Genomic DNA, 20,885 nt, shown 5'->3' with positions numbered 1-20,885 from the left:
GCGCGCTCTAAAATAATCGCTTTTTAGGATACTTTTATTATGAAATCATTTGATGTTGTTATTGCTGGTGGTGGAATGGTTGGGCTTGCATTAGCCAGCGGATTACACGGGTGTGGATTACGTATAGCGATAATAGAAAATCACCCAGTAACGAAACTTTTTCACCCACAGGATGATTTTTCATTACGGGTATCTGCTATTAATACAGCCAGTGAAATGTTGCTGAAAAAATTAGGTGTTTGGGAAAACTTACAAGCACTACGAACCGCACCTTATCAAGGTATGGAGGTTTGGGATCAAGATAGTTTTGGTCGTATTGAATTTTCAGCACAAAAAGAAGGGTTCAGCCATTTAGGCTCTATCATCGAAAATAACCTTATTCGTGAAGTGCTTTGGCAAAAATGTGAAAGCCACAGTGATATTACCTTCTATTCATCAACGCAGATTGAGCGTGTGGTGTGGGGGGAAAATGATGCATTTATTACCCTGAATGATGGTGAGATGTTGACGGCAAGATTAGTTGTCGGAGCCGATGGTGCTAATTCATGGTTACGCAAACACGCAGATATTCCCCTGACTTTTTGGGATTATGAACATCATGCCTTAGTTGGCACTATTCGTACTGAACAGCCTCATGATAATGTTGCACGCCAAGTCTTTCATGGTGAAGGCATTTTGGCGTTTCTACCGCTTTCTGATCCTCATACTTGTTCTATTGTTTGGTCTTTACCAAGCAACCTTGCTGAAAGTTATAAAAACGCAGAAAAAACCTTATTTGAACGCACATTAGGTGTGACCTTTGATATGCGTTTAGGTCAATGTGAGTTGATAAGTGATCGCATGACCATACCATTAACAGGTCGTTATGCTCGTCAATTTGCGGCTCCTCGTTTAGCACTATTAGGTGATGCTGCACATACTATCCACCCTTTAGCTGGACAAGGCGTTAACCTCGGTTTTATGGATGTTGCAGAGTTAATCGGTGAGATCCGCCGCTTAAAAGCAGAAGGTAAAGATTTTGGTGAATATCTCTATTTGAGACGATTCGAGCGTCGTCGCAAACATGCCGCAGCCGTCATGCTGGCAAGTATGCAAGGATTTCGTGAACTTTTTGCTGGCAACAACCCAGTTAAAAAACTGGTTCGGGATATCGGCCTTTCGTTAGCAGATAGTTTACCGGGGGTAAAACCTAAGTTACTTGAGCAAGCAATGGGACTTTCTGATTTACCTGAATGGTTAAGTGATAAAAATTTCACTTCAGTTGAAAAAATCTAATTCCTCGCTTATTTCACATTACTTTTATTTATATCTGACTGAAGAAATAGAACTAAAAAAATCTATTTTTTCAGTCTATTCTTTGCACTAATTCCTTTTTTTCAGTAATTCCTCGCTAAAAATGAGCGCTGATACGCATAATTGCAATCATTAGTTCTGCATACCCATATGTCTACATTATGATTAAGAGACACTATACCCTATTTTAACTTATGGTTTATTTTTTCTCACAATGCTAAGTTCAAGGGGATGGTATCGTTTGCGTTGTACGTTAATTGCTCGTGTTTGTTAAATCTATGTTTAAAAATAAACTTAAGCTTAAGATTAACACTATGATTTCAAATCAAGTTTAATTTTATATTTAACAAATGCGTTCTCTGAATAATCTAAAGTAAAAGTAGAAAGAGGGAAGAATGGCAAAACAGACTCCGTTGTATGATGAGCATGTAGCCTGCGGTGCTCGTATGGTCGATTTTCATGGTTGGATGATGCCCTTGCACTATGGCTCTCAAATAGATGAACATCATATTGTACGTCGTGATGCAGGTATGTTTGATGTTTCTCATATGACCATTGTTGACTTACATGGCTCACAAGTTAAAGATTTTCTACGTTATTTATTAGCGAATGATATCGCTAAACTCACCGAAAAAGGTAAGGCACTTTATACCGGTATGCTAAATGCATCAGGTGGTGTAATTGATGATCTTATCGTTTATTACTTTGATGACTCTTTCTATCGTCTCGTTGTGAACTCTGCTACCCGCGAAAAAGATCTGGCATGGATTGAACAACATGCTTCAGATTATGTTGTGGATATCACTGTACGCGACGATTTGGCATTAATCGCTGTTCAAGGTCCTCATGCACAAGAAAAAGTACAAAGCTTATTAACCGAAGCGCAACGCCAAGTTGTTTCTGCTATGAAGCCTTTCTATGGTGTAGAGCTTGGAGACCTGTTTGTTGCAACAACAGGCTATACCGGTGAAGCTGGTTATGAAATCGCAATGCCAAAAGAGCAAGCAGTCGATTTTTGGAAAAAATTATTAGCTGTGGGGGTTAAACCCGCAGGATTAGGTGCGAGAGATACATTACGTTTAGAAGCGGGAATGAACCTCTATAGTCAAGAGATGGATGAAACTATTAATCCACTTGAAGCGAATATGGGATGGACGATTGCATGGGCACCGGAAGATCGTCAATTTATTGGTCGAGAAGCATTAGAAAAATTACGCGCAACAGGCACAGATAAACTTGTTGGTCTTGTGATGCGAGAGAAAGGTGTGTTGCGAGCAGGTACTGCCGTACACTTTACTGATGATTTAGGTGAATTAAGAGAAGGTATTATTACAAGTGGTACTTTTTCGCCTACATTAGGCTTTAGTATTGCATTAGCAAGAGTTCCAGCAGGTATAAAAGATAGCGCAATTGTATTAATGCGTAATCGTGAGATGCCAGTAGAAGTGGTAAAACCTGGTTTTGTTCGTTCAGGTAAAGCATTGGTATAACACGCACAATAATTTTAAATGGAGAGTAAGGTCAATGAGTCAAATACCTAGTGAATTAAAATACGCACAATCTCATGAGTGGATACGTTCAGAAGGCAATGGTGAATACACTATCGGTATTACTGAACATGCACAGGAATTATTAGGTGACATGGTGTTTGTTGATCTACCAGAAGTGGGTAGAGAAGTGGCTGCTGGTGATGATTGTGCCGTTGCGGAATCAGTAAAAGCGGCATCAGATATCTATGCACCATTATCAGGTGAAATTATCGCAGTAAATGAAGAGTTAGATGGTTCTCCAGAGCTGGTAAACAGCGCACCTTACGGAGAAGGTTGGCTATTTCGCATTAAAGCAAATAATGAAAGCGAATTAGATGACTTACTTGATGCCGCAGGTTATCAAGAGCTGGTAGATAGCGAAGAGTAAAACGAAGCGCCCCGTCAAATTAATGCCGGGGCGTTTTTATTTGTTAGCTTGTTATCGTAATACTATCTCAACACGCTTTAAGCCGTGTGCTATTTACCTATCCATTCATAGTGAATTCAGGAAATTACTTGCAATGACACAGACTTTAAATCAGTTAGAGTATCGCGATGAATTTATTCGTCGCCATATTGGTTCATCACCAGAACAGATTAAAGAGATGCTCAGTGCTGTTGGCGTCTCCTCATTAAATGAATTAACTCAAAAAATTGTTCCAGATAATATTCAATTAGAGACACCACCGAATGTGGGTGCAGGAGCAACAGAGCAAGAAGCCTTGGCTGAACTGAAAGCGATCGCCAGCCAAAATAAACGTTTTACTTCTTACATTGGAATGGGTTATGCGCCTTCTGTATTACCTCCTGTGATTTTGCGTAATTTACTAGAAAATCCGGGCTGGTATACCGCTTATACACCGTATCAGCCAGAAGTTTCTCAAGGTCGTCTAGAATCACTACTGAATTTCCAACAAGTTACAATTGATTACACTGGAATGGATCTCGCTTCTGCATCACTGCTAGATGAAGCAACGGCAGCAGCTGAAGCAATGGCAATGGCAAAACGTGTAAGCAAATTAAAAAATGCGGATCGTTTCTTTGTTGCTGATGATATTCACCCTCAAACCTTAGATGTTGTCAGAACCCGCGCTGATACCTTTGGTTTTGAAGTGGTTGTTGATAAGGCTGAAAAAGTATTAGAGCTCGAAGGTGTCTTTGGCGTGCTATTACAACAAGTCGGCACAACGGGCGAAGTTCATGATCACAGTAAGTTATTAGCAGCACTAAAAGAACGCAAAATTATTACTAGTGTTGCCGCTGATTTAATGGCGCTGGTGGTACTCACAGCACCGGGTCATCAAGGTGCTGATATCGTATTAGGCTCAGCGCAACGTTTTGGTGTACCAATGGGTTACGGTGGACCTCATGCGGCATTCTTTGCTTGTCGTGATGAATATAAACGTGCGATGCCGGGGCGTATTATTGGTGTTTCTCGTGATGCTGCGGGTAATCGTGCATTACGTATGGCGATGCAAACGCGTGAGCAACATATTCGTCGTGAAAAAGCGAACTCCAATATTTGTACATCCCAAGTCTTACTTGCCAATATCGCGGCTATGTATGCGGTTTATCATGGACCTGAAGGATTAAAAACCATCGCTCAACGTATTCATCGTTTAACGGATATTTTAGCAGCGGGTTTACAACAAAACGGTATGGTATTACGCCATAAAACTTGGTTTGATACCTTAACGATTGATACTGCAGATAAAGCGGCTGTATTACAACGCGCTAAAGATGCTGAAATTAACTTACGTACCGATATTGTGGGTGCCGTGGGTGTAACACTAAGCGAAATTACAACACGTGAAGATGTATTAAAGCTTGTTGAAATTATCAGTGGTAAAGCATTAGCTGGTGATATTGATGCACTTGATAGACAAGTGGCTTCTGCGTCAGCATCAATCCCTGATTCTATGCAACGTAAAGACACTGTGCTGACACATGAAAACTTTCATCATTATCACAGTGAAACAGAAATGATGCGCTATATGCATCGTTTAGAAAATAAAGACTTAGCATTGAATCAAGCGATGATCCCATTAGGTTCATGCACAATGAAACTAAATGCTGCCGCTGAAATGATCCCAATCACATGGCCTGAATTTACAGAGTTACATCCATTCTGCCCAGCTTATCAAGCGAAAGGCTACCAAGTGATGATTGGACAACTCTCTAGTTGGCTTGCTGCATTAACGGGTTATGATGCGATGTGTATGCAACCAAACTCAGGTGCCCAAGGTGAATATGCCGGTTTATTAGCTATTCGTCGTTATCACCAAAGTCGTGGAGAAGGTGCGCGACATATCTGCTTGATCCCAAGTTCGGCACACGGTACTAACCCTGCTTCTGCTCATATGGCAGGAATGACAGTGGTTGTCGTCGGTTGTGATGATAACGGTAATATCGATATTGCGGACTTAAAAGCTAAAGCAGAAAAACATCAAGCTGAACTCTCTTGTGTGATGGTGACATATCCATCAACGCATGGTGTTTATGAAGAAGGTATTCGTGAAGTTTGCGAGATCATTCATCAATATGGCGGACAAGTTTATCTTGATGGCGCGAATATGAATGCGCAAGTGGGGATCACCACACCGGGCTTTATTGGCTCTGATGTTTCTCACTTAAACTTACATAAAACCTTCTGTATTCCTCATGGCGGTGGTGGCCCAGGTATGGGACCTATTGGTGTGAAATCACACTTAGCACCATTTGTACCGGGACATTCTGTTGTTGAAATGGAAAATGTCACTACACAAGGCGCGGTTTCTGCAGCTCAATTTGGTAGCGCTTCAATACTACCAATTAGTTGGATGTATATTCGTATGATGGGCGCACAAGGGCTTAAACAAGCAAGCCAAGTGGCTATCTTAAATGCGAACTATATCGCGCAACGCCTGAAAAATGACTATGACATTCTTTATGCTGGCGCTGATGGTTATGTTGCACATGAATGTATTATCGATATTCGTCCATTAAAAGCGAATTACGGTATCAGTGAAATGGATGTGGCTAAGCGTCTAATTGATTATGGATTCCACGCTCCAACCATGTCATTCCCTGTTGCGGGGACATTAATGATTGAGCCAACAGAATCCGAAAGTAAAGTTGAAATTGATCGCTTTATTGAGGCTCTGCTTTCTATTCGTGCTGAAATTGCACAGGTAGATAAAGGTGTATGGCCAATTGACGATAACCCATTAGTTAATGCGCCTCATACACAATATGAATTAGTGCAAGAGTGGTCACATAGTTATAGCCGTGAATGTGCGGTGTTCCCAAGTGAAGCAACGAAACAAAGTAAATATTGGCCAGCGGTTAAACGTCTTGATGATGTGTATGGCGACCGCCATTTACATTGTTCATGCGCACCAATCAGTGATTATGAATAAGCTTTAATCTAACAATATTCCTAAATAAAATACCGATGGTTAAGTTAGCCATCGGTATTTTTTTATTAACAAATTCAGTCTTGAATATATTACTTCAGCCAGCCTTTTTTCTGCGCCTCTAATAATTGAGGATAGAGATATTGCCAAAATTCTGGCCACTGTTTTTCAATAAACAGATTACGCGCTAATACTTGCTCTAAGCGGATATTATTTTCAACCCAGCTTTGACCTTCATTATGTAAATTCATCAGCATTGGCATGGTGCGATCAAGAATATTGGCAAACTGAGATTCTGGTGTTTCAGCTGCATCATATTCCAGCCATAAATTGAGGAAATATTCACTTTGTGGCGAAGGTAATAAAGCAAAAATACGTTTTGCAGCTTTTTGCTCGTGCTCTTTAATTGCTTCACGAGCAGCAACGTCATACACCATCACATCGCCAGCATCTATTTCAACGATATCGTGAACAAGTGCTAACTGAATAGCACGTCCCATATCAATATCACCTGCATACGGCTGAAAACTCATTGCTGCAACAGCAAAGTGCCAGCTATGTTCTGCAGTATTTTCAGAACGACTATTGTCTAATACATTATTTTTACGATAAACACGTTTTAGTTTATCTAACTCCATAATAAAGTTAATCGTATCAGAGAAGGGGCCAAATGCCCCTTTAGGTAATTGTGTCATAAAAATCCGTATTGGTATGATAAATAAAAATTACTCTTCTTCTAAAGAATAAGGCAGTGGTTTAATGGATAGACGGCTGATGTTATCGCCTTGAACTCTAAATACACTATCGAGCTCCATATCGTTATTCATAACAACTTCAGCCAAAATAGTATTATCAGCCATACGTACAGCACTTAATACCGTTCCTGTTTTACGCCATTTATCTTCGCCTAATTGCCATTCAACGCTACCGCCAATTTCAGGTAATTCAGTACCACCCCCTGATAATAGGTACATTGCACGTTTGTTGGCACCTCTAAATTTTGCGCGAGATACCATTTCTTGTCCGGTATAACAGCCTTTTTTAAAGCAGATACTCAGCGGCAATGCTTGCAGATTTGTTGCTTGAGGTAAGAATTGCTCAATATTTGGAGTATCAATAATAGGATATCCAGCCTCGATATCTAAGGCTAACCATTGCTCGCTATTACTGGTTTCGGCTTTTAATGTTGTTGCAAGATTTTTGGCTGTTTCTTCATCTGTAACGATTAAAAAACGTTCGGTAGGTAAAGGTAGCTGAAGAATATAAGTATTATCGTGATTAACAACTTCATTTGCTTTACGAGGGATCTCTGGGAAGTAATCGGCTAATGCAAGAGCAGCACCTTGTCCAGCTAATCCTAATAAAACGCTATCTGTATTTTCAGCTAAGGTTACTTTTGAAAATACGGCATATTTTTTTAATTCAGTCAGTTGTTTTTGCGCGACGTTTTTACGCAGAATATAAGCAAAACCTTCTTGCTGGTGGAATAAGCGGAGCGTACTCCACATTTTACCTTTTGCTTCACAGTGTGCAGACAATGTATGTGTCGTTGTTGGAAGGGCTGCAATATCCGTAGTGAGTTGACCTTGTAGATATTTTTCACTGTCAGCACCTGTTGCTGTTATCAGTGACCATTCATCTAAAGAAACCAGTGTTAATGGCAAATTGATTGCTGCATGAGGGCGTTTAGCCTGAGTAGAATTTTGAGTCATGATGTCACCAGCTATTAAATTAATCAGATACACCAGTTATGGTAAAAGAGTGACAAGACAATGCAAGTCATTATTATTTTAACGCACAGAAAATGAACCTGATAAATAACAAATGAAAGCGTGTTCAATAGGTTGTCTATGAGACTAAACCTGCAAACTGTGATCATTTTGATGTTAAAAATTTTGCGATAAGACTATCATCAGGGCTAGGAAGAAATAGTGGTATTTCTTGATTTGAACAATGTAAAGAGCAGAGTATGACTATCGATATAGAGAATAAAGCACGAATTAACTGGGCATGTCGTCGCGGAATGCGTGAACTGGATATTTCTATCATGCCTTTTTTCGAGAATGAGTACGATACGCTATCTGATAACGATAAAGCGCTTTTTGTTCGTTTACTAGAGTGTGCAGATCCTGATTTATTTAACTGGTTAATGAATCATGGACGCCCTGATGATGATGCTCTCTATTATATGGTGAAATTAATCCAAGAGCGCAATAAAGCGAGAATGGCGGAGATCGTTGATAAATATTAATAAAATAGATTATCAAATCAGCGATAGATCAAATAGTAATTAAGATTGATTAAAAATGACGCTTTTATTTTCTCATCAAATAAAGGCGTTTTTATTTTTATATAAAAAATTAATAATACTAATAACCCTCTAAAATTTACTGAAATAAAAAATGTAGTTACGTTAAATTTGCGCACCATCTCTAAAAATGATGGCTTAAGTCGCCTTTTTTCGATGTTTTTCACTTTATACTAAATAAATCAGGTATGCTGGCTTTATTAAAACAACGATTAAAAAAGAATAGAAATTACGTATTTATTATTAAGTTATATTATTTGAGCACATATTAAATAGAAAAAGTAACCATTAATAATTGAGCTAAAATGTAAGATAAACTATTTGCAAGGCTAAGAAAGAAGTTACATTATAAATAGGTTGGTCTTTATTATCTTTAACTTATTTATATCCGTATAGAATTACAGCAGGAGTTAATATAACTCGTGGTTTTATGGAAATCGCACCTCACAGTATCATGGTTCACTCAACTCTTCTCAACGGTTGCTTATGTTGCCTTTGTGATAGGTTTACTGTTGTATCCGTGGCCTCCTGATTTTATTTATGTTTGGGTGCCATTGTTACTGTTCCTGATCGGCAGTTGGTATTTCACACAAAAGAATATTAGCCGTATCAAGGGGGATTTTGTTTTACTGAATGGAAATCGAATTCAATGGAAACTGCATGAATGGCAAATAACAAAACACCCTTGGATCAGCCGTTTTGGTACTCGAATAACGTTGACTTCTATTTTAAATAAAAAACAAATCACGTTATGGGTTGCTTTTGATAGTATGACAGAAAATGAGTGGCGTAACTTCTCTCAGTTATTAATGCAATATCCAGATATTTAATACCTGGATATTATATTTATAGGTTTTCTTCTACTTCACGTAGAATTTGCATACACCATTGTGATAAACGTTCATCAGTTTCTTCAAACTGGTTAACGTCATCTAATGCAAGACCAACAAAATGCTTACCATCATCTGATAAAGGTTTTGGGCTGACAAATTCATATCCATCAACAGGCCAGAATCCAATAAACTTAACACCACTTGGTAATAAATGATGATAAAGCATACCAAGTGCATCAAGAAACCATTCGCTGTAATCAACTTGATCGCCCATTCCATACATTGCAATAAGCTTATTTTTTAAATTTAATGTTGGCAATGTATCCCAAATATTGAGCCAATCTTCTTGGATCTCACCAAAATCCCAAGTTGGAATACCTAAAATAAGGATGTCATATTGTTCCATAAGCGTGATATCACACTCTTGAACATTATGAAGATCAACAAACTCTTCACCGAGAATATCACGAATTTTTTCTGCTGCCATTTCGGTGTAACAGGTGCTAGAACCGTAAAATAGACCAATTTTCATAAAGGTTTTTAGGATATTTTTGCCAATAAAGGTCACTATTGTACCAGAAAATTTTTTTTATAAGGCATAATGTAAAGGCGATAAGCTAAAGAGAGGGAGAGCAAGACTGTGTCACAAACCAAATTATCGACAAAAAAGACAACTCATACCAATGAAGATACTGATATTATCATTGAACAATTTCTCGACAATATTTGGTTAGAGCAAGGCTTATCCGCTAATACACTCAGCTCTTATCGTTTAGATTTACAAGCATTAGGGCAATGGCTTGCACATCACCAATTAGATTGGTTATCGGTTACTACCTTGGATTTACAATCTTTTCTCGCAACGCGTTTAGATGAAGGTTATAAAGCCAGCAGTGCAGCCCGGTTACTCAGTACAATGCGTCGGTTATTCCAATATTTATATCGTGAAAAATTACGTTTAGACGATCCTAGTGCATTGCTTTCAACCCCTAAGCTTCCCAAACGTTTACCAAAAGATTTAAGTGAACGACAAGTTGATGATCTACTCAATGCTCCCTGTATTGATGAACCACTTGAATTACGTGATAAAGCGATGCTTGAAGTCCTTTATGCGTGTGGGCTTCGTGTTTCTGAATTAGTGGGATTATCTCTCTCTGATATTAGTTTACGACAAGGCGTGCTACGCGTTATTGGTAAGGGCGATAAAGAACGATTAGTTCCTTTAGGTGAAGAAGCTATTTACTGGCTAGAGCAATATCTGCAATATGGAAGACCCACTTTAATGCAAGGCAAAACGGACGATGTTGTTTTTCCTAGCTTAAGAGGGCAAAAAATGACACGACAAACGTTTTGGCATCGGATAAAACATTATGCCGTGATAGCAGGAATAGACACTGAAAAACTATCACCCCATGTGTTGCGTCATGCATTTGCAACACATCTCTTAAATCATGGAGCAGACTTGCGTGTTGTACAGATGTTATTGGGGCACAGTGACCTCTCTACAACACAGATTTATACCCATGTTGCAACAGAGCGCTTGAAAGCGCTTCATCAGCAACATCACCCAAGGGGATAGCCGCTAAATAGCCGGCGTTAAATAGGAATTCAAATGAAAAAGAAATTATTCTGGTTGCCAATATTATTAAGTATGGTGTCAATGCCAGTGCTTGCTGACAATGCTTCTATTGAAGCGCAATTGGCTAAAATGCAGATTAAAGCAGAGAGTATTCAACCAACGCCGATTGTTGGATTAAATGCAGTGTTATCAGATAAAGGCATTTTTTATATTACAGATGATGGTAAATATCTGACCGCAGGGCCTATTTATAATATTAGTAGTGGTGAGCCAGTTAGTATCGCTAATCAAGTTATTATGAAAAAAGTAGACTCACTTAAAAATGAAATGATTGTTTATAAAGCGCGTAATGAGCGCCATATGATCACCATTTTTACCGATATCAGCTGCCCTTATTGCCAAAAACTTCACCAAGAAGTTCCTGAACTGAATAAACAGGGTGTAACAGTGCGTTATTTGGCATTTCCTCGTAACGGTGTTGGCAATAATATTGTGAGTAAAGAAATGAATGCTGTGTGGTGTAGTGGTTTTCCTAATAAATCATTAGACAGTGCATTTAAAGGTGACAAAATTATCCCCATTGATGAATGTGCAAAAATCAATATCAATGAGCACTTTAAATTAGGCACCATGATGGGTATTCAGGGCACTCCTGCTATTGTATTACCTAATGCCAGTATTTACGGTGGATATATTTCTGCTCAAAACCTTGTTGAATTATTAGATAAAAAAGAGAAGTAATTACGTTTTATGGTCACTATTGAACCGACACTGCGTCGTCGAATTGCACAGGCAACTCAATTACCGGATAACTTAGATCCCTTATTACGACAAATTTATGCTAATCGTGGAATAACATCTGAAGTTCAACTAGAACGATCGTTAAAAGGCTTACTTCATTATCAAGCATTAACAGGAATAGAAACGGCAATTTCATTACTGATTGAGGCGTTACAGCAACAATCTCGCATTGTTATTGTTGGCGATTTTGATGCTGATGGCGCAACAAGTACTGCACTTGCGATTAAAGCATTACGTCAAATGGGATTTAAGCAAGTTAGCTATCATATTCCTAATCGCTTTGATGATGGCTATGGTTTAAGCCCTCAAGTTGTTCATGACGTTGCTAAAAAGGGGGTTGATCTCATTATCACCGTTGATAATGGAATTTCCTCTTTTGAAGGTGTGGATACAGCTCATGAATATGGTATTCGTGTCCTCGTTACGGATCACCATTTACCCGGACAAACTTTACCCGCTGCTGATGCGATTATTAATCCTAACCTGACAGATTGTTCTTTTTTATCTAAATCATTAGCGGGTGTTGGCGTTACGTTTTATTTAATGACGGCATTAAGAGCTGAATTAGAAAAACAAGGTTGGTTCGAGCAACAAAACTTAGCTCGCCCCAATATGGCGGATTTTCTCGATTTAGTTGCACTAGGTACAGTAGCAGACGTTGTTCCTCTTGATGAAAATAACCGTATTTTTGTTTATGAAGGATTACGCCGAATTAGAGCGGGTCGTTGTTGTGTAGGAATAAAAGCACTTACGGAAGTTTCTCGTAAAGAGCTCGCTCAACTAGTCAGTAGCGATTTAGGTTTCTCTTTAGGGCCTCGCTTAAACGCAGCCGGACGCCTTGATGATATGTCTGTGGGCGTTGCTTTACTTTTAACCGATAATATTGGTTCTGCGCGTGAAATTGCTAATGAACTTGATGGATTAAATCAAACTCGGCGTGAAATTGAAGCGGGTATGCAAGAAGAAGCTTCAACTATTTTCCGTCAATTTATGGGAACGCAACATGATTTACCAAATGGTTTAGCTATCTATCATCCTGAATGGCATCAAGGTGTTGTGGGTATTTTAGCTTCTCGTATTAAAGAAAAATTGCATCGTCCTGTTATTGCTTTTGCACCTAGCGGTGATGGTCTGTTGAAAGGCTCTGGTCGTTCAATAAGTGGTGTACATCTTCGAGATGCATTAGAACGATTAAATACATTAAATCCGGGTTTGATGGTGAAATTTGGCGGGCACGCAATGGCGGCAGGGCTTTCACTTGAAGAGGATAAATTCCCGCTGTTTCAGCGTCATTTTTCGTCTTTGATGGCAGAACTGGTTTCCGATGAACAGTTGCAAGGCGTCATTTTATCGGATGGTGAGTTGAGCGAAAAGCAATTATCACTACCTATCGCAGAAATGCTAAGAGAAGCAGGGCCTTGGGGACAGGCGTTTCCTGAACCTCTATTTGACGGTAAATTTACGCTGTTACAACAACGTATTGTGGGCAGTAAACATTTAAAAATGATGCTTCAGCCTGTAAATAGCCATTTAATGATTGATGCGATTGCATTCAATGTTGATATCAATATGTGGCCTGATAATAGTATTAAAACGGTTGAATTAGCCTATCGATTGGATGTAAATGAGTTTAGAGGGCAACGTAATGCACAACTGCTTGTTGAGCACATTTGGCCTTGTTAACGCGAATAATTAAACAATTTATCGTGATATAAAGGGTAACGTTGTTATGGCAACAACTATCTGGTAGACAATTGTATATAAATGCTATAAACCCGCTGATATATCCGTTACAATATGCGGTTCAAAATTTATTCCAATTGTTTTTGAAAACAACATAAAGACGAAAAAGTATGTTTGAAATCAACCCCGTAAAACACCAAATAGAAGAAGTCTCTGAAAGAACAAATGTTCTCAGGGGGTATCTTTGACTATGATGCCAAGAAAGAGCGTTTAGAAGAAGTTAACGCTGAATTAGAACAACCTGATGTATGGAATGAGCCGGAAAGGGCACAAGCATTAGGCAAAGAGCGTTCATCTCTTGAGGCTATCGTAGAAACAATCGACCAGTTAGATCAAGGACTAGAAGATGTTTCTGGTTTACTTGAATTAGCGGTTGAAGCTGATGACGAAGAAACATTTAACGAAGCCATTGCTGAATTAGATGTATTAAATAAAAAGCTTGAGCAATTAGAATTCCGTCGCATGTTCTCTGGTGAATATGACAGTGCGGATTGCTACCTTGATTTACAAGCAGGCTCTGGTGGTACAGAAGCGCAAGATTGGGCAAGTATGCTGATGCGCATGTATTTACGTTGGGCTGAATCAAGAGGCTTTAAAACAGAAATTATTGAAGAATCTGACGGTGATGTTGCAGGATTAAAATCAGCGACAATCAAAATTATTGGTGAGTACGCTTATGGTTGGTTACGTACAGAAACAGGTGTTCATCGCTTAGTTCGTAAAAGCCCATTTGACTCAGGCGGCCGTCGCCATACCTCATTTAGCTCTGCCTTTATTTACCCTGAAGTTGATGACAATATTGATATTGAAATCAACCCTGCGGATTTACGTATTGACGTTTATCGTGCTTCAGGTGCGGGTGGACAGCACGTTAACAAAACAGAATCTGCGGTGCGTATTACCCACGTTCCAACAGGTCTTGTCACTCAATGCCAAAACGATCGCTCTCAGCATAAGAACAAAGATCAGGCAATGAAGCAGATGAAAGCGAAGTTATACGAGCTGGAAATGCAAAAGAAAAATGCAGACAAGCAAGTAATGGAAGATAACAAGTCCGATATTGGCTGGGGTAGTCAAATTCGTTCTTATGTTCTTGATGATTCACGTATTAAAGATTTACGTACTGGTGTGGAAACGCGTAATACACAAGCAGTATTAGACGGTGATCTTGATAAATTTATTGAAGCTAGCTTAAAAGCGGGCCTGTGAGGAAAAACATGTCGCAACAGCAACAAGGTGCGGAGCAGGCACCTGATTTAAATAACGAACTGCAAACACGCCGCGAAAAATTATCTGCTTTACGCGATAATGGTAACGCATTCCCAAATGATTTCCGCAGAGATTCTCTGTCTGACGAATTACATCAAAAGTATGATGCAATGAGTGCAGAAGAGTTAGAAGCAGCGAATGTGGAAGTTTCTATTGCAGGTCGTATGATGACTCGCCGTATTATGGGCAAGGCATCTTTCGCTACATTGCAAGACATGGGTGGCCGTATTCAGCTTTATGTTTCTCGTGATGATTTACCAGAAGGTATCTATAACGAGCAATTTAAAAAATGGGATCTGGGCGATATCTTAGGTGCTCGTGGCCGTGTTTTCAAAACGAAAACAGGTGAATTAAGTGTTCACTGTACAGAAGTGCGTTTATTAACTAAAGCACTGCGCCCGTTACCGGATAAATTCCACGGTTTAGCTGACCAAGAAATGCGTTATCGTCAGCGTTATTTAGATCTGATCTCTAACGAAGAATCGCGCAAAACTTTCCAAATTCGTTCACAAGTTATGGCGGGTATCCGTCAATTTATGGTGAACAAAGGCTTTATGGAAGTTGAAACGCCGATGATGCAAACTATCCCTGGTGGAGCAAGTGCGCGTCCGTTTATTACTCACCATAATGCGTTAGATATCGATATGTATCTGCGTATTGCACCTGAGTTATATTTAAAACGTTTAGTTGTCGGTGGTTTTGATCGCGTATTCGAAATCAACCGTAACTTCCGTAACGAAGGTGTATCACCACGTCATAACCCAGAGTTCACCATGATGGAACTCTATATGGCGTATGCAGATTATCGTGACCTGATTGAATTAACTGAAGAATTATTCCGTACATTAACTGAAAATGTACTGGGCTCTTCATTAGTGAAATATGGTGATCAAGAGTTTGATTTTGGTAAACCATTTGCCAAATTAACCATGAAAGAAGCTATCTGCAAATATCGTCCAGAAACCGTAATGGCTGATCTTGATGATATGGATAAAGCAGTTGCTATTGCTCAGTCTATTGGTATTAAGATTGAGAAAAGCTGGGGCTTAGGTCGTGTTCAATGTGAAATTTTTGAAGAAGTTGCAGAAAGCCACTTAATTCAGCCAACATTCATCATTGAATACCCAGCAGAAGTTTCTCCACTGGCTCGTCGTAACGATGATAATCCATTTATCACTGACCGCTTTGAATTCTTTATTGGTGGTCGTGAAATTGGTAATGGCTTCTCAGAACTTAATGATGCTCAAGACCAAGCAGAGCGTTTTGAAGATCAAGTTCGCCAAAAAGAAGCGGGTGATGCAGAAGCGATGTTCTTTGACCATGACTACATCACGGCATTAGAACACGGCTTACCACCAACAGCTGGTTTAGGTATTGGTATTGACCGTATGGTGATGTTATTTACTGACAGCCATACCATTCGTGATGTTATTTTATTCCCGGCAATGCGCCCTAATAAATAATTGTTATTTTAAATAAACCCTTAATTTAACAATAGCATTAACGAAGAAAAATAGAGTTATAAGGCCACCGAAAGGTGGCTTTTTTGTTTTTTAAAACAGTTAATTATCTTTTTTGCGACGATTAAATAATCATTTGAATAAGAAGGGGATTGTCGTTCAATTAGGGAAGCGTATAATCAGGAAAATCAATCGCGGGCGTAGTTCAATGGTAGAACGAGAGCTTCCCAAGCTCTATACGAGGGTTCGATTCCCTTCGCCCGCTCCAAACAACCCACAAACTCATCTCTATCTCTAATCTTCTTATAAATCAACTAGTTTATTAACTCATCATCTTCAAAATTTGTGACTGCTTTGGAAATTTATATAATTCACTACTTAGCATTTTTTATACCATTTAGTCTATACAATAAATTGATTTACATAGATTTATTTTTAGAAGTAGGATTGAAAATATAATAAGATGATATGATTTAGTGAGTTTTAATAAGTATAACCTTAGTATATTGGTATTCACATTTAACATATTATGTAATTTAGGAAATTATATGCATTTAGAGTTCAAAAGACTCTCACAGATAGAACCCTCACATATTGTAGAACTTAATAATCACCCTGCGGTTTTACGACAAATGCCTTTGGGCAGTCCTAATTTTGATATCGAAAAAAGTATTTTATGGGCAAAAGATAAAGACTCTCAATGGGATGATAATGGGTATGGTCCTTGGGCATTTGTTATTGACGGTGTGTTTGCGGGATGGGGGGGACTTCAAAAAGAAGGAGATGATGCTGATCTTGCATTAGTTCTTCATCCCAATTATTGGGGAATGGGTAAAATAATTTATGCTGAAATTATTCGTAGAGCATTTGATGAAATGAATATTGAAAGCATCACAATTTTGCTTCCTCACTCAAGAAAAGTAACAAAAACAGTTTCTCGTTATGGATTTAAACCTGATGGGGAAGTTTGTTTTGACGATATTAGTTTTCAGCGCTTCAGATTATTTGCAGATAAAAATAGAACCATTTAGTTTGGTTTATATCAATAGGCGAGTTAGTTCGTATCGCCTTATGTATACCCATCCCATCCTATAAATGTGATTCATTAATCACAAAATAGTTCTATTTAGCTGTTATTTCGCATTTCTCGCATATTTTTTAATAAGAATTTTTTAATAAATCAAAGGGGGTGAGTTCAATTAAGTCACCTCTTATGTGTATAAATAACTTGGTTTAAAAGATTAAGAATACCTTAAAATTTATTTTCTCTTCAAATATTCTTTCTTTAACTATCCTTATTTGTTTTTATCGCAATCATTATATCAACGTTATGATTTTAAATGATTTTTTTGTTTTTTATTTAAGATTATAAAAAATGATACATAAGTAACATTTTTGCTTCTTTCACCTAACTCTTTTTATGTATAGAAAATTAAAAACCAATTTATAAAAAACTTTAGTAAAAAATTAAAATAAATTGAAAAAGTGTCGATAAGAGTACATTACGCCCTATTGGGCTTACTTTATCTTGTTAGTTGAGAAATTCGATGCAGAAACTTCGTAACATTACTATTCGTCTGATGATGATAATCATCCTGGGGACATTATGTGTGTTATTTGGCAGTGTCAGTCTTTATAGCGCATGGTCACTATCACAAATATCTGAAGGCAATCAATCTGATAATCAAATAATAAAACAAATGGCTGCACTCAGTCAGGGAAATGATCAGTACTTTCGATTCACTTCTCGATTAAATCGCCTCGTTGAGGAGAAAGCAGAAGGCAAAGAAGTCGATTTTACACAAGCACAATTGGCGATGGAAAATATGGAAAAGCAGATTACGTATATGAAATCTGTTTCTCCGGGGCCGATGGATGCCAAAGTATCAAAAGAGTTAATGGATGTATGGCAAGCTCTTTTTGAGCAAGGAGTAAAAAAGCAGATGGAATTAGCGCTCAATGGCACCATTGAGCAATATGAACATCATGCAAAAAATGTGACACCTGCGTTGAGTCGTGAATTAGGCAATGTGAGTGAAAATTTTAATAATGCTGCAAATATAAAAATTGATAGCACCATTGAAGAAGTGGATGAGCTTATTGAAGTGACACAAATTGTTATTATCATTAGTGCCATTTTAGGGGGAGTTATTCTGATCCTCACTGACCGCTATTTAGTGGCAATGCTACAAAAGCCACTTGAAAGTATTCGCCAGCATTTTGTGAAAATTACAGAGGGCGATCTGAGTCATTCCCTTGAGCCTTTTGGTAATAACTGTGCTGGGCGATTAATACCGCTATTAAATGATATGCAAAATAGCTTGCATGAAGCGGTAAGCACTATCCGTATGGGAAGTGAAAGTATTTATCGTGGTGCATCTGAAATTGCCAAAGGGAATAACGATTTGGCTTCTCGTACAGAAGAGCAAGCAACGGCATTAGAGCAAACTGCCGCCAGTATGGAAGAGATAACAACTGCCGTTAATCAAAACATGGAGCACGCTTATCAGGCGAGAGAATTGGCTGAAGTTGCATCAGTGACCGTTGAAAAAGGCAATGAATTAGCTGAATCTGTTGTAACAACAATGGATGGGATCTCTGATAGCTCAAGTAAAATTGCAGATATCATCAATGTTATTAATAACATTGCATTTCAAACGAATATACTTGCTTTAAATGCATCAGTAGAAGCAGCAAGAGCTGGATCTCATGGGCGAGGATTTATGGTCGTCGCCAATGAAGTGCGTAATTTAGCAGGAGATAGTGCCAAAGCGGCTAAAGAGATTGAAGTACTTATTGCTGACTCCACTACGCGAGTAAGAAAAGGGGCTAGCTTAGTCAGCGATATGGAAAAAACAATGGAAGACATTTTGACGGGAGTTAAACAGGTAACGTCAATAATGAAAGAAATCACTATTGCATCTGAAGAGCAAAGTAAAGGTATTGGTCAAGTGAGTGTGGCTATTACTCAAATGGATGGCGTAACACAACAGAATGCCTCTTTAGTTGAACAAGTTTCAGCAGCAGCCATTTCATTAGAAAGACAAACCGAAGAATTACAGCAATCGGTACAAAAATTCAATCTAGCTCATCGTTGATATAGAAAAAATTTATAAAATATGTGTCTAATGTGGTAAGTTTTTACTCGTTAGGCGCAAAAATATTATAAATATAAAGGTTACATTCTTATTATTCTTGCTTTTATTTAACAGTATCAATGAGCTTAACTTGCTCATTGATTGAGTATTTAAGTCCTCATGTTTTATTATTTTTATCATGTGAAACAGAAAATTATTATCCAAATTAAAACGCTCTATAAATAACAATGTTATTTTGTTTATACTCAATCAATCAAAAAGTACTTTCTATTTTAATTTTCATAATCAATCAATCAGTGATTATGTTAAAGCTTGAAGCGATTTGATTTTTTAAAGATGTAGATATAAATCCTCTCTAGTATAAATAATAATAAAGAGAGGGTGATGAAGAATATTGCCTTATGCTTAGATTATTTTTTTTATATATTGTTCTGTCTTGCTTATAACATCTTGGTATTGAGGATGATCGATATAAGCATCATTGACGGTCTTATTTATATCTTGGATCACTATTTCTTTTTGCTTATCTGTCAAAGTCAATAACAAGGCTTTCAAAACTACTTTTACTGCTGCAATTTCATACTCTATATTGACAACTTTTTTTTCCATAAGATCCTCAAAAGGACGATAATTTATTGCTGTGTGATAAATTTTTTTCATATTAATTAATTGTTTAATTAAATCCAAGAAAAAATTAAATTGATAAAAAAATATACAATTTTATCGCATTTTTTTCATTAAAATAGTAAATATGAGGATATTTTAGATGTGTGAAATAGACACTCAGTAAATTTAACTTAGTGTTGTATTAATGAAAGGAAAATCACGGTATATCCTATATAAAATAATCAATAGGATGCTATTAGCACCCTATAAAATTAGGGTGTAAACTTAATAGCAATAGCAAATATTGTTTTCATTAGGCTTGAGTAAGCTTCTTCACATATTGCTCAGTTAAGTTAATAACTTCATTGAGCTGAGGGTATTTGTTTGATGTATCCTCAAGTACTATAGATATATTGCCCAACATATCCCTTCGTTGTTTATCACTTAGCGTGGAAAGTAAAGATTTGATAACAATTTTTAGAGCAGCAATTTCGCATTCAATTTCTTTTAAATTTTTATCCATGATTTACCTGCCAGTATTTAATGGATGAGTAATATAGGTAATTTTTTTGTTTATCACAATTATAGAAGCATATTATTTAGAGATGTATCGCACATTATGGCTAATATTCTAGCCTAATATAAATTATTAAAAATAATTATCAAATTGTAAATTTTATATGTGGTAGTAAGTTGAAGTCTTATTGATATTCTCTGACTTTAGGGCGAATAAGATAAATGATTAAAATTGATCTCGAGTCTGGTTCTATTTAAATTTCTTTATTTTTGATTATATAATAAACAATTCTTAATAGTGATAATAAAAAACATATCTTTTAAAGATAATCTATTTTTGTCTTTTGTTGTTTAATAGGAAGTGAACAAGAATAGTGTTACTTTTTACCTATGAAATACCAAAACTTTTATTTGTTAGTAGAGATATTATAACCAAATAAATTACATTAACCTTG

General features: G+C 37.5%; 18 protein-coding genes and 1 tRNA gene. 14 read left to right on the top strand and 5 right to left on the bottom strand.

What is annotated here, in order from left to right; translation table 11 throughout:
- Positions 1 to 39 precede the first annotated feature (39 nt).
- The 4 genes from ubiI to gcvP all read left to right on the top strand — a co-directional run bounded on the left by ubiI (position 40) and on the right by gcvP (position 6,220).
- On the top strand, positions 40 to 1,275 hold the full coding sequence (ubiI, locus tag D7029_RS13535) for an FAD-dependent 2-octaprenylphenol hydroxylase (RefSeq protein WP_088494959.1): 1,236 nt from the start codon (positions 40 to 42) through the stop codon (positions 1,273 to 1,275).
- A gap of 413 nt (positions 1,276 to 1,688) precedes the next feature.
- Positions 1,689 to 2,783 carry a glycine cleavage system aminomethyltransferase GcvT gene (gene gcvT / locus D7029_RS13530; protein WP_075670858.1) on the top strand — a complete coding sequence of 365 codons (1,095 nt, stop codon included), beginning with the start codon at positions 1,689 to 1,691 and terminating at the stop codon, positions 2,781 to 2,783.
- Between the two features lie 34 nt (positions 2,784 to 2,817).
- Entirely contained in the window at positions 2,818 to 3,210 is a 393-nt protein-coding gene (gcvH, locus tag D7029_RS13525) for a glycine cleavage system protein GcvH (protein WP_100159082.1), read from the top strand.
- Positions 3,211 to 3,343: 133 nt separating this feature from the next.
- Positions 3,344 to 6,220, top strand: coding sequence for an aminomethyl-transferring glycine dehydrogenase (gcvP, locus tag D7029_RS13520; protein ID WP_194950927.1), 2,877 nt, complete (start codon positions 3,344 to 3,346; stop codon positions 6,218 to 6,220).
- An 89-nt stretch (positions 6,221 to 6,309) separates the two neighbouring features.
- Here gcvP and D7029_RS13515 read toward each other — a convergent pair whose 3' ends face one another.
- Together D7029_RS13515 and ygfZ are read right to left on the bottom strand one after the other, a co-directional pair.
- Complete coding sequence (locus tag D7029_RS13515) at positions 6,310 to 6,912, bottom strand: HD domain-containing protein (protein WP_006533678.1); 603 nt, start codon at positions 6,910 to 6,912, stop codon at positions 6,310 to 6,312.
- A gap of 30 nt (positions 6,913 to 6,942) precedes the next feature.
- A complete protein-coding gene (ygfZ, locus tag D7029_RS13510; protein ID WP_194950926.1) occupies positions 6,943 to 7,929 on the bottom strand; it encodes a tRNA-modifying protein YgfZ in 987 nt (328 codons plus the stop codon).
- Between the two features lie 263 nt (positions 7,930 to 8,192).
- Here ygfZ and sdhE point away from each other — a divergent pair, with 263 nt between their 5' ends.
- Entirely contained in the window at positions 8,193 to 8,468 is a 276-nt protein-coding gene (gene sdhE, locus D7029_RS13505) for an FAD assembly factor SdhE (protein ID WP_075670946.1), read from the top strand.
- Positions 8,469 to 8,947: 479 nt separating this feature from the next.
- A complete protein-coding gene (locus D7029_RS13500) occupies positions 8,948 to 9,355 on the top strand; it encodes a protein YgfX (protein WP_194950925.1) in 408 nt (135 codons plus the stop codon).
- Positions 9,356 to 9,371: 16 nt separating this feature from the next.
- Here the strand turns inward: D7029_RS13500 and fldB are convergent, their stop codons facing one another.
- Positions 9,372 to 9,890, bottom strand: a complete 519-nt coding sequence (gene fldB / locus D7029_RS13495) for a flavodoxin FldB (RefSeq protein ID WP_088495999.1) — start codon at positions 9,888 to 9,890, stop codon at positions 9,372 to 9,374.
- Positions 9,891 to 9,998: 108 nt separating this feature from the next.
- Between fldB and xerD the strand changes: the two genes are divergently transcribed.
- The 8 genes from xerD (at position 9,999) to D7029_RS13455 (ending at position 19,308) form a co-directional block, all read left to right on the top strand.
- Positions 9,999 to 10,937 (top strand): site-specific tyrosine recombinase XerD, encoded by a 939-nt coding sequence (gene xerD, locus D7029_RS13490; RefSeq protein WP_194950924.1) that lies wholly within the window; start codon positions 9,999 to 10,001, stop codon positions 10,935 to 10,937.
- A 33-nt stretch (positions 10,938 to 10,970) separates the two neighbouring features.
- Positions 10,971 to 11,678 carry a bifunctional protein-disulfide isomerase/oxidoreductase DsbC gene (gene dsbC, locus D7029_RS13485; RefSeq protein ID WP_088494965.1) on the top strand — a complete coding sequence of 236 codons (708 nt, stop codon included), beginning with the start codon at positions 10,971 to 10,973 and terminating at the stop codon, positions 11,676 to 11,678.
- A 9-nt stretch (positions 11,679 to 11,687) separates the two neighbouring features.
- A complete protein-coding gene (gene recJ, locus D7029_RS13480; protein WP_194950923.1) occupies positions 11,688 to 13,421 on the top strand; it encodes a single-stranded-DNA-specific exonuclease RecJ in 1,734 nt (577 codons plus the stop codon).
- Positions 13,422 to 13,591: 170 nt separating this feature from the next.
- A protein-coding gene (gene prfB / locus D7029_RS13475) for a peptide chain release factor 2 (RefSeq protein WP_099074846.1) occupies positions 13,592 to 14,690 on the top strand; the annotation gives its coding sequence in 2 pieces (ribosomal slippage) (positions 13,592 to 13,666 and positions 13,668 to 14,690; 1,098 coding nt in all).
- A gap of 8 nt (positions 14,691 to 14,698) precedes the next feature.
- Positions 14,699 to 16,213, top strand: coding sequence for a lysine--tRNA ligase (gene lysS, locus D7029_RS13470; RefSeq protein WP_194950922.1), 1,515 nt, complete (start codon positions 14,699 to 14,701; stop codon positions 16,211 to 16,213).
- A 191-nt stretch (positions 16,214 to 16,404) separates the two neighbouring features.
- A tRNA-Gly gene (locus D7029_RS13465) sits at positions 16,405 to 16,478 on the top strand.
- 280 nt (positions 16,479 to 16,758) lie between these two features.
- The gene (locus tag D7029_RS13460) at positions 16,759 to 17,241 is read left to right on the top strand and encodes a GNAT family N-acetyltransferase (protein ID WP_194950921.1); all 483 of its coding nucleotides are present in this window, start codon (positions 16,759 to 16,761) and stop codon (positions 17,239 to 17,241) included.
- Positions 17,242 to 17,757: 516 nt separating this feature from the next.
- On the top strand, positions 17,758 to 19,308 hold the full coding sequence (locus tag D7029_RS13455; RefSeq protein WP_194950920.1) for a methyl-accepting chemotaxis protein: 1,551 nt from the start codon (positions 17,758 to 17,760) through the stop codon (positions 19,306 to 19,308).
- Positions 19,309 to 19,713: 405 nt separating this feature from the next.
- Here the strand turns inward: D7029_RS13455 and D7029_RS13450 are convergent, their stop codons facing one another.
- On the bottom strand, positions 19,714 to 19,917 hold the full coding sequence (locus D7029_RS13450) for a hypothetical protein (RefSeq protein WP_194950919.1): 204 nt from the start codon (positions 19,915 to 19,917) through the stop codon (positions 19,714 to 19,716).
- 310 nt (positions 19,918 to 20,227) lie between these two features.
- A complete protein-coding gene (locus D7029_RS13445) occupies positions 20,228 to 20,437 on the bottom strand; it encodes a sigma-S stabilization anti-adapter protein IraP (RefSeq protein WP_098942235.1) in 210 nt (69 codons plus the stop codon).
- Positions 20,438 to 20,885: the final 448 nt, after the last annotated feature.

This window comes from Proteus vulgaris (assembly GCF_016647575.1).
In the GTDB taxonomy this organism is placed as follows: domain Bacteria; phylum Pseudomonadota; class Gammaproteobacteria; order Enterobacterales; family Enterobacteriaceae; genus Proteus; species Proteus mirabilis_B.
This window is presented reverse-complemented; position numbering and strand designations above follow the sequence as displayed.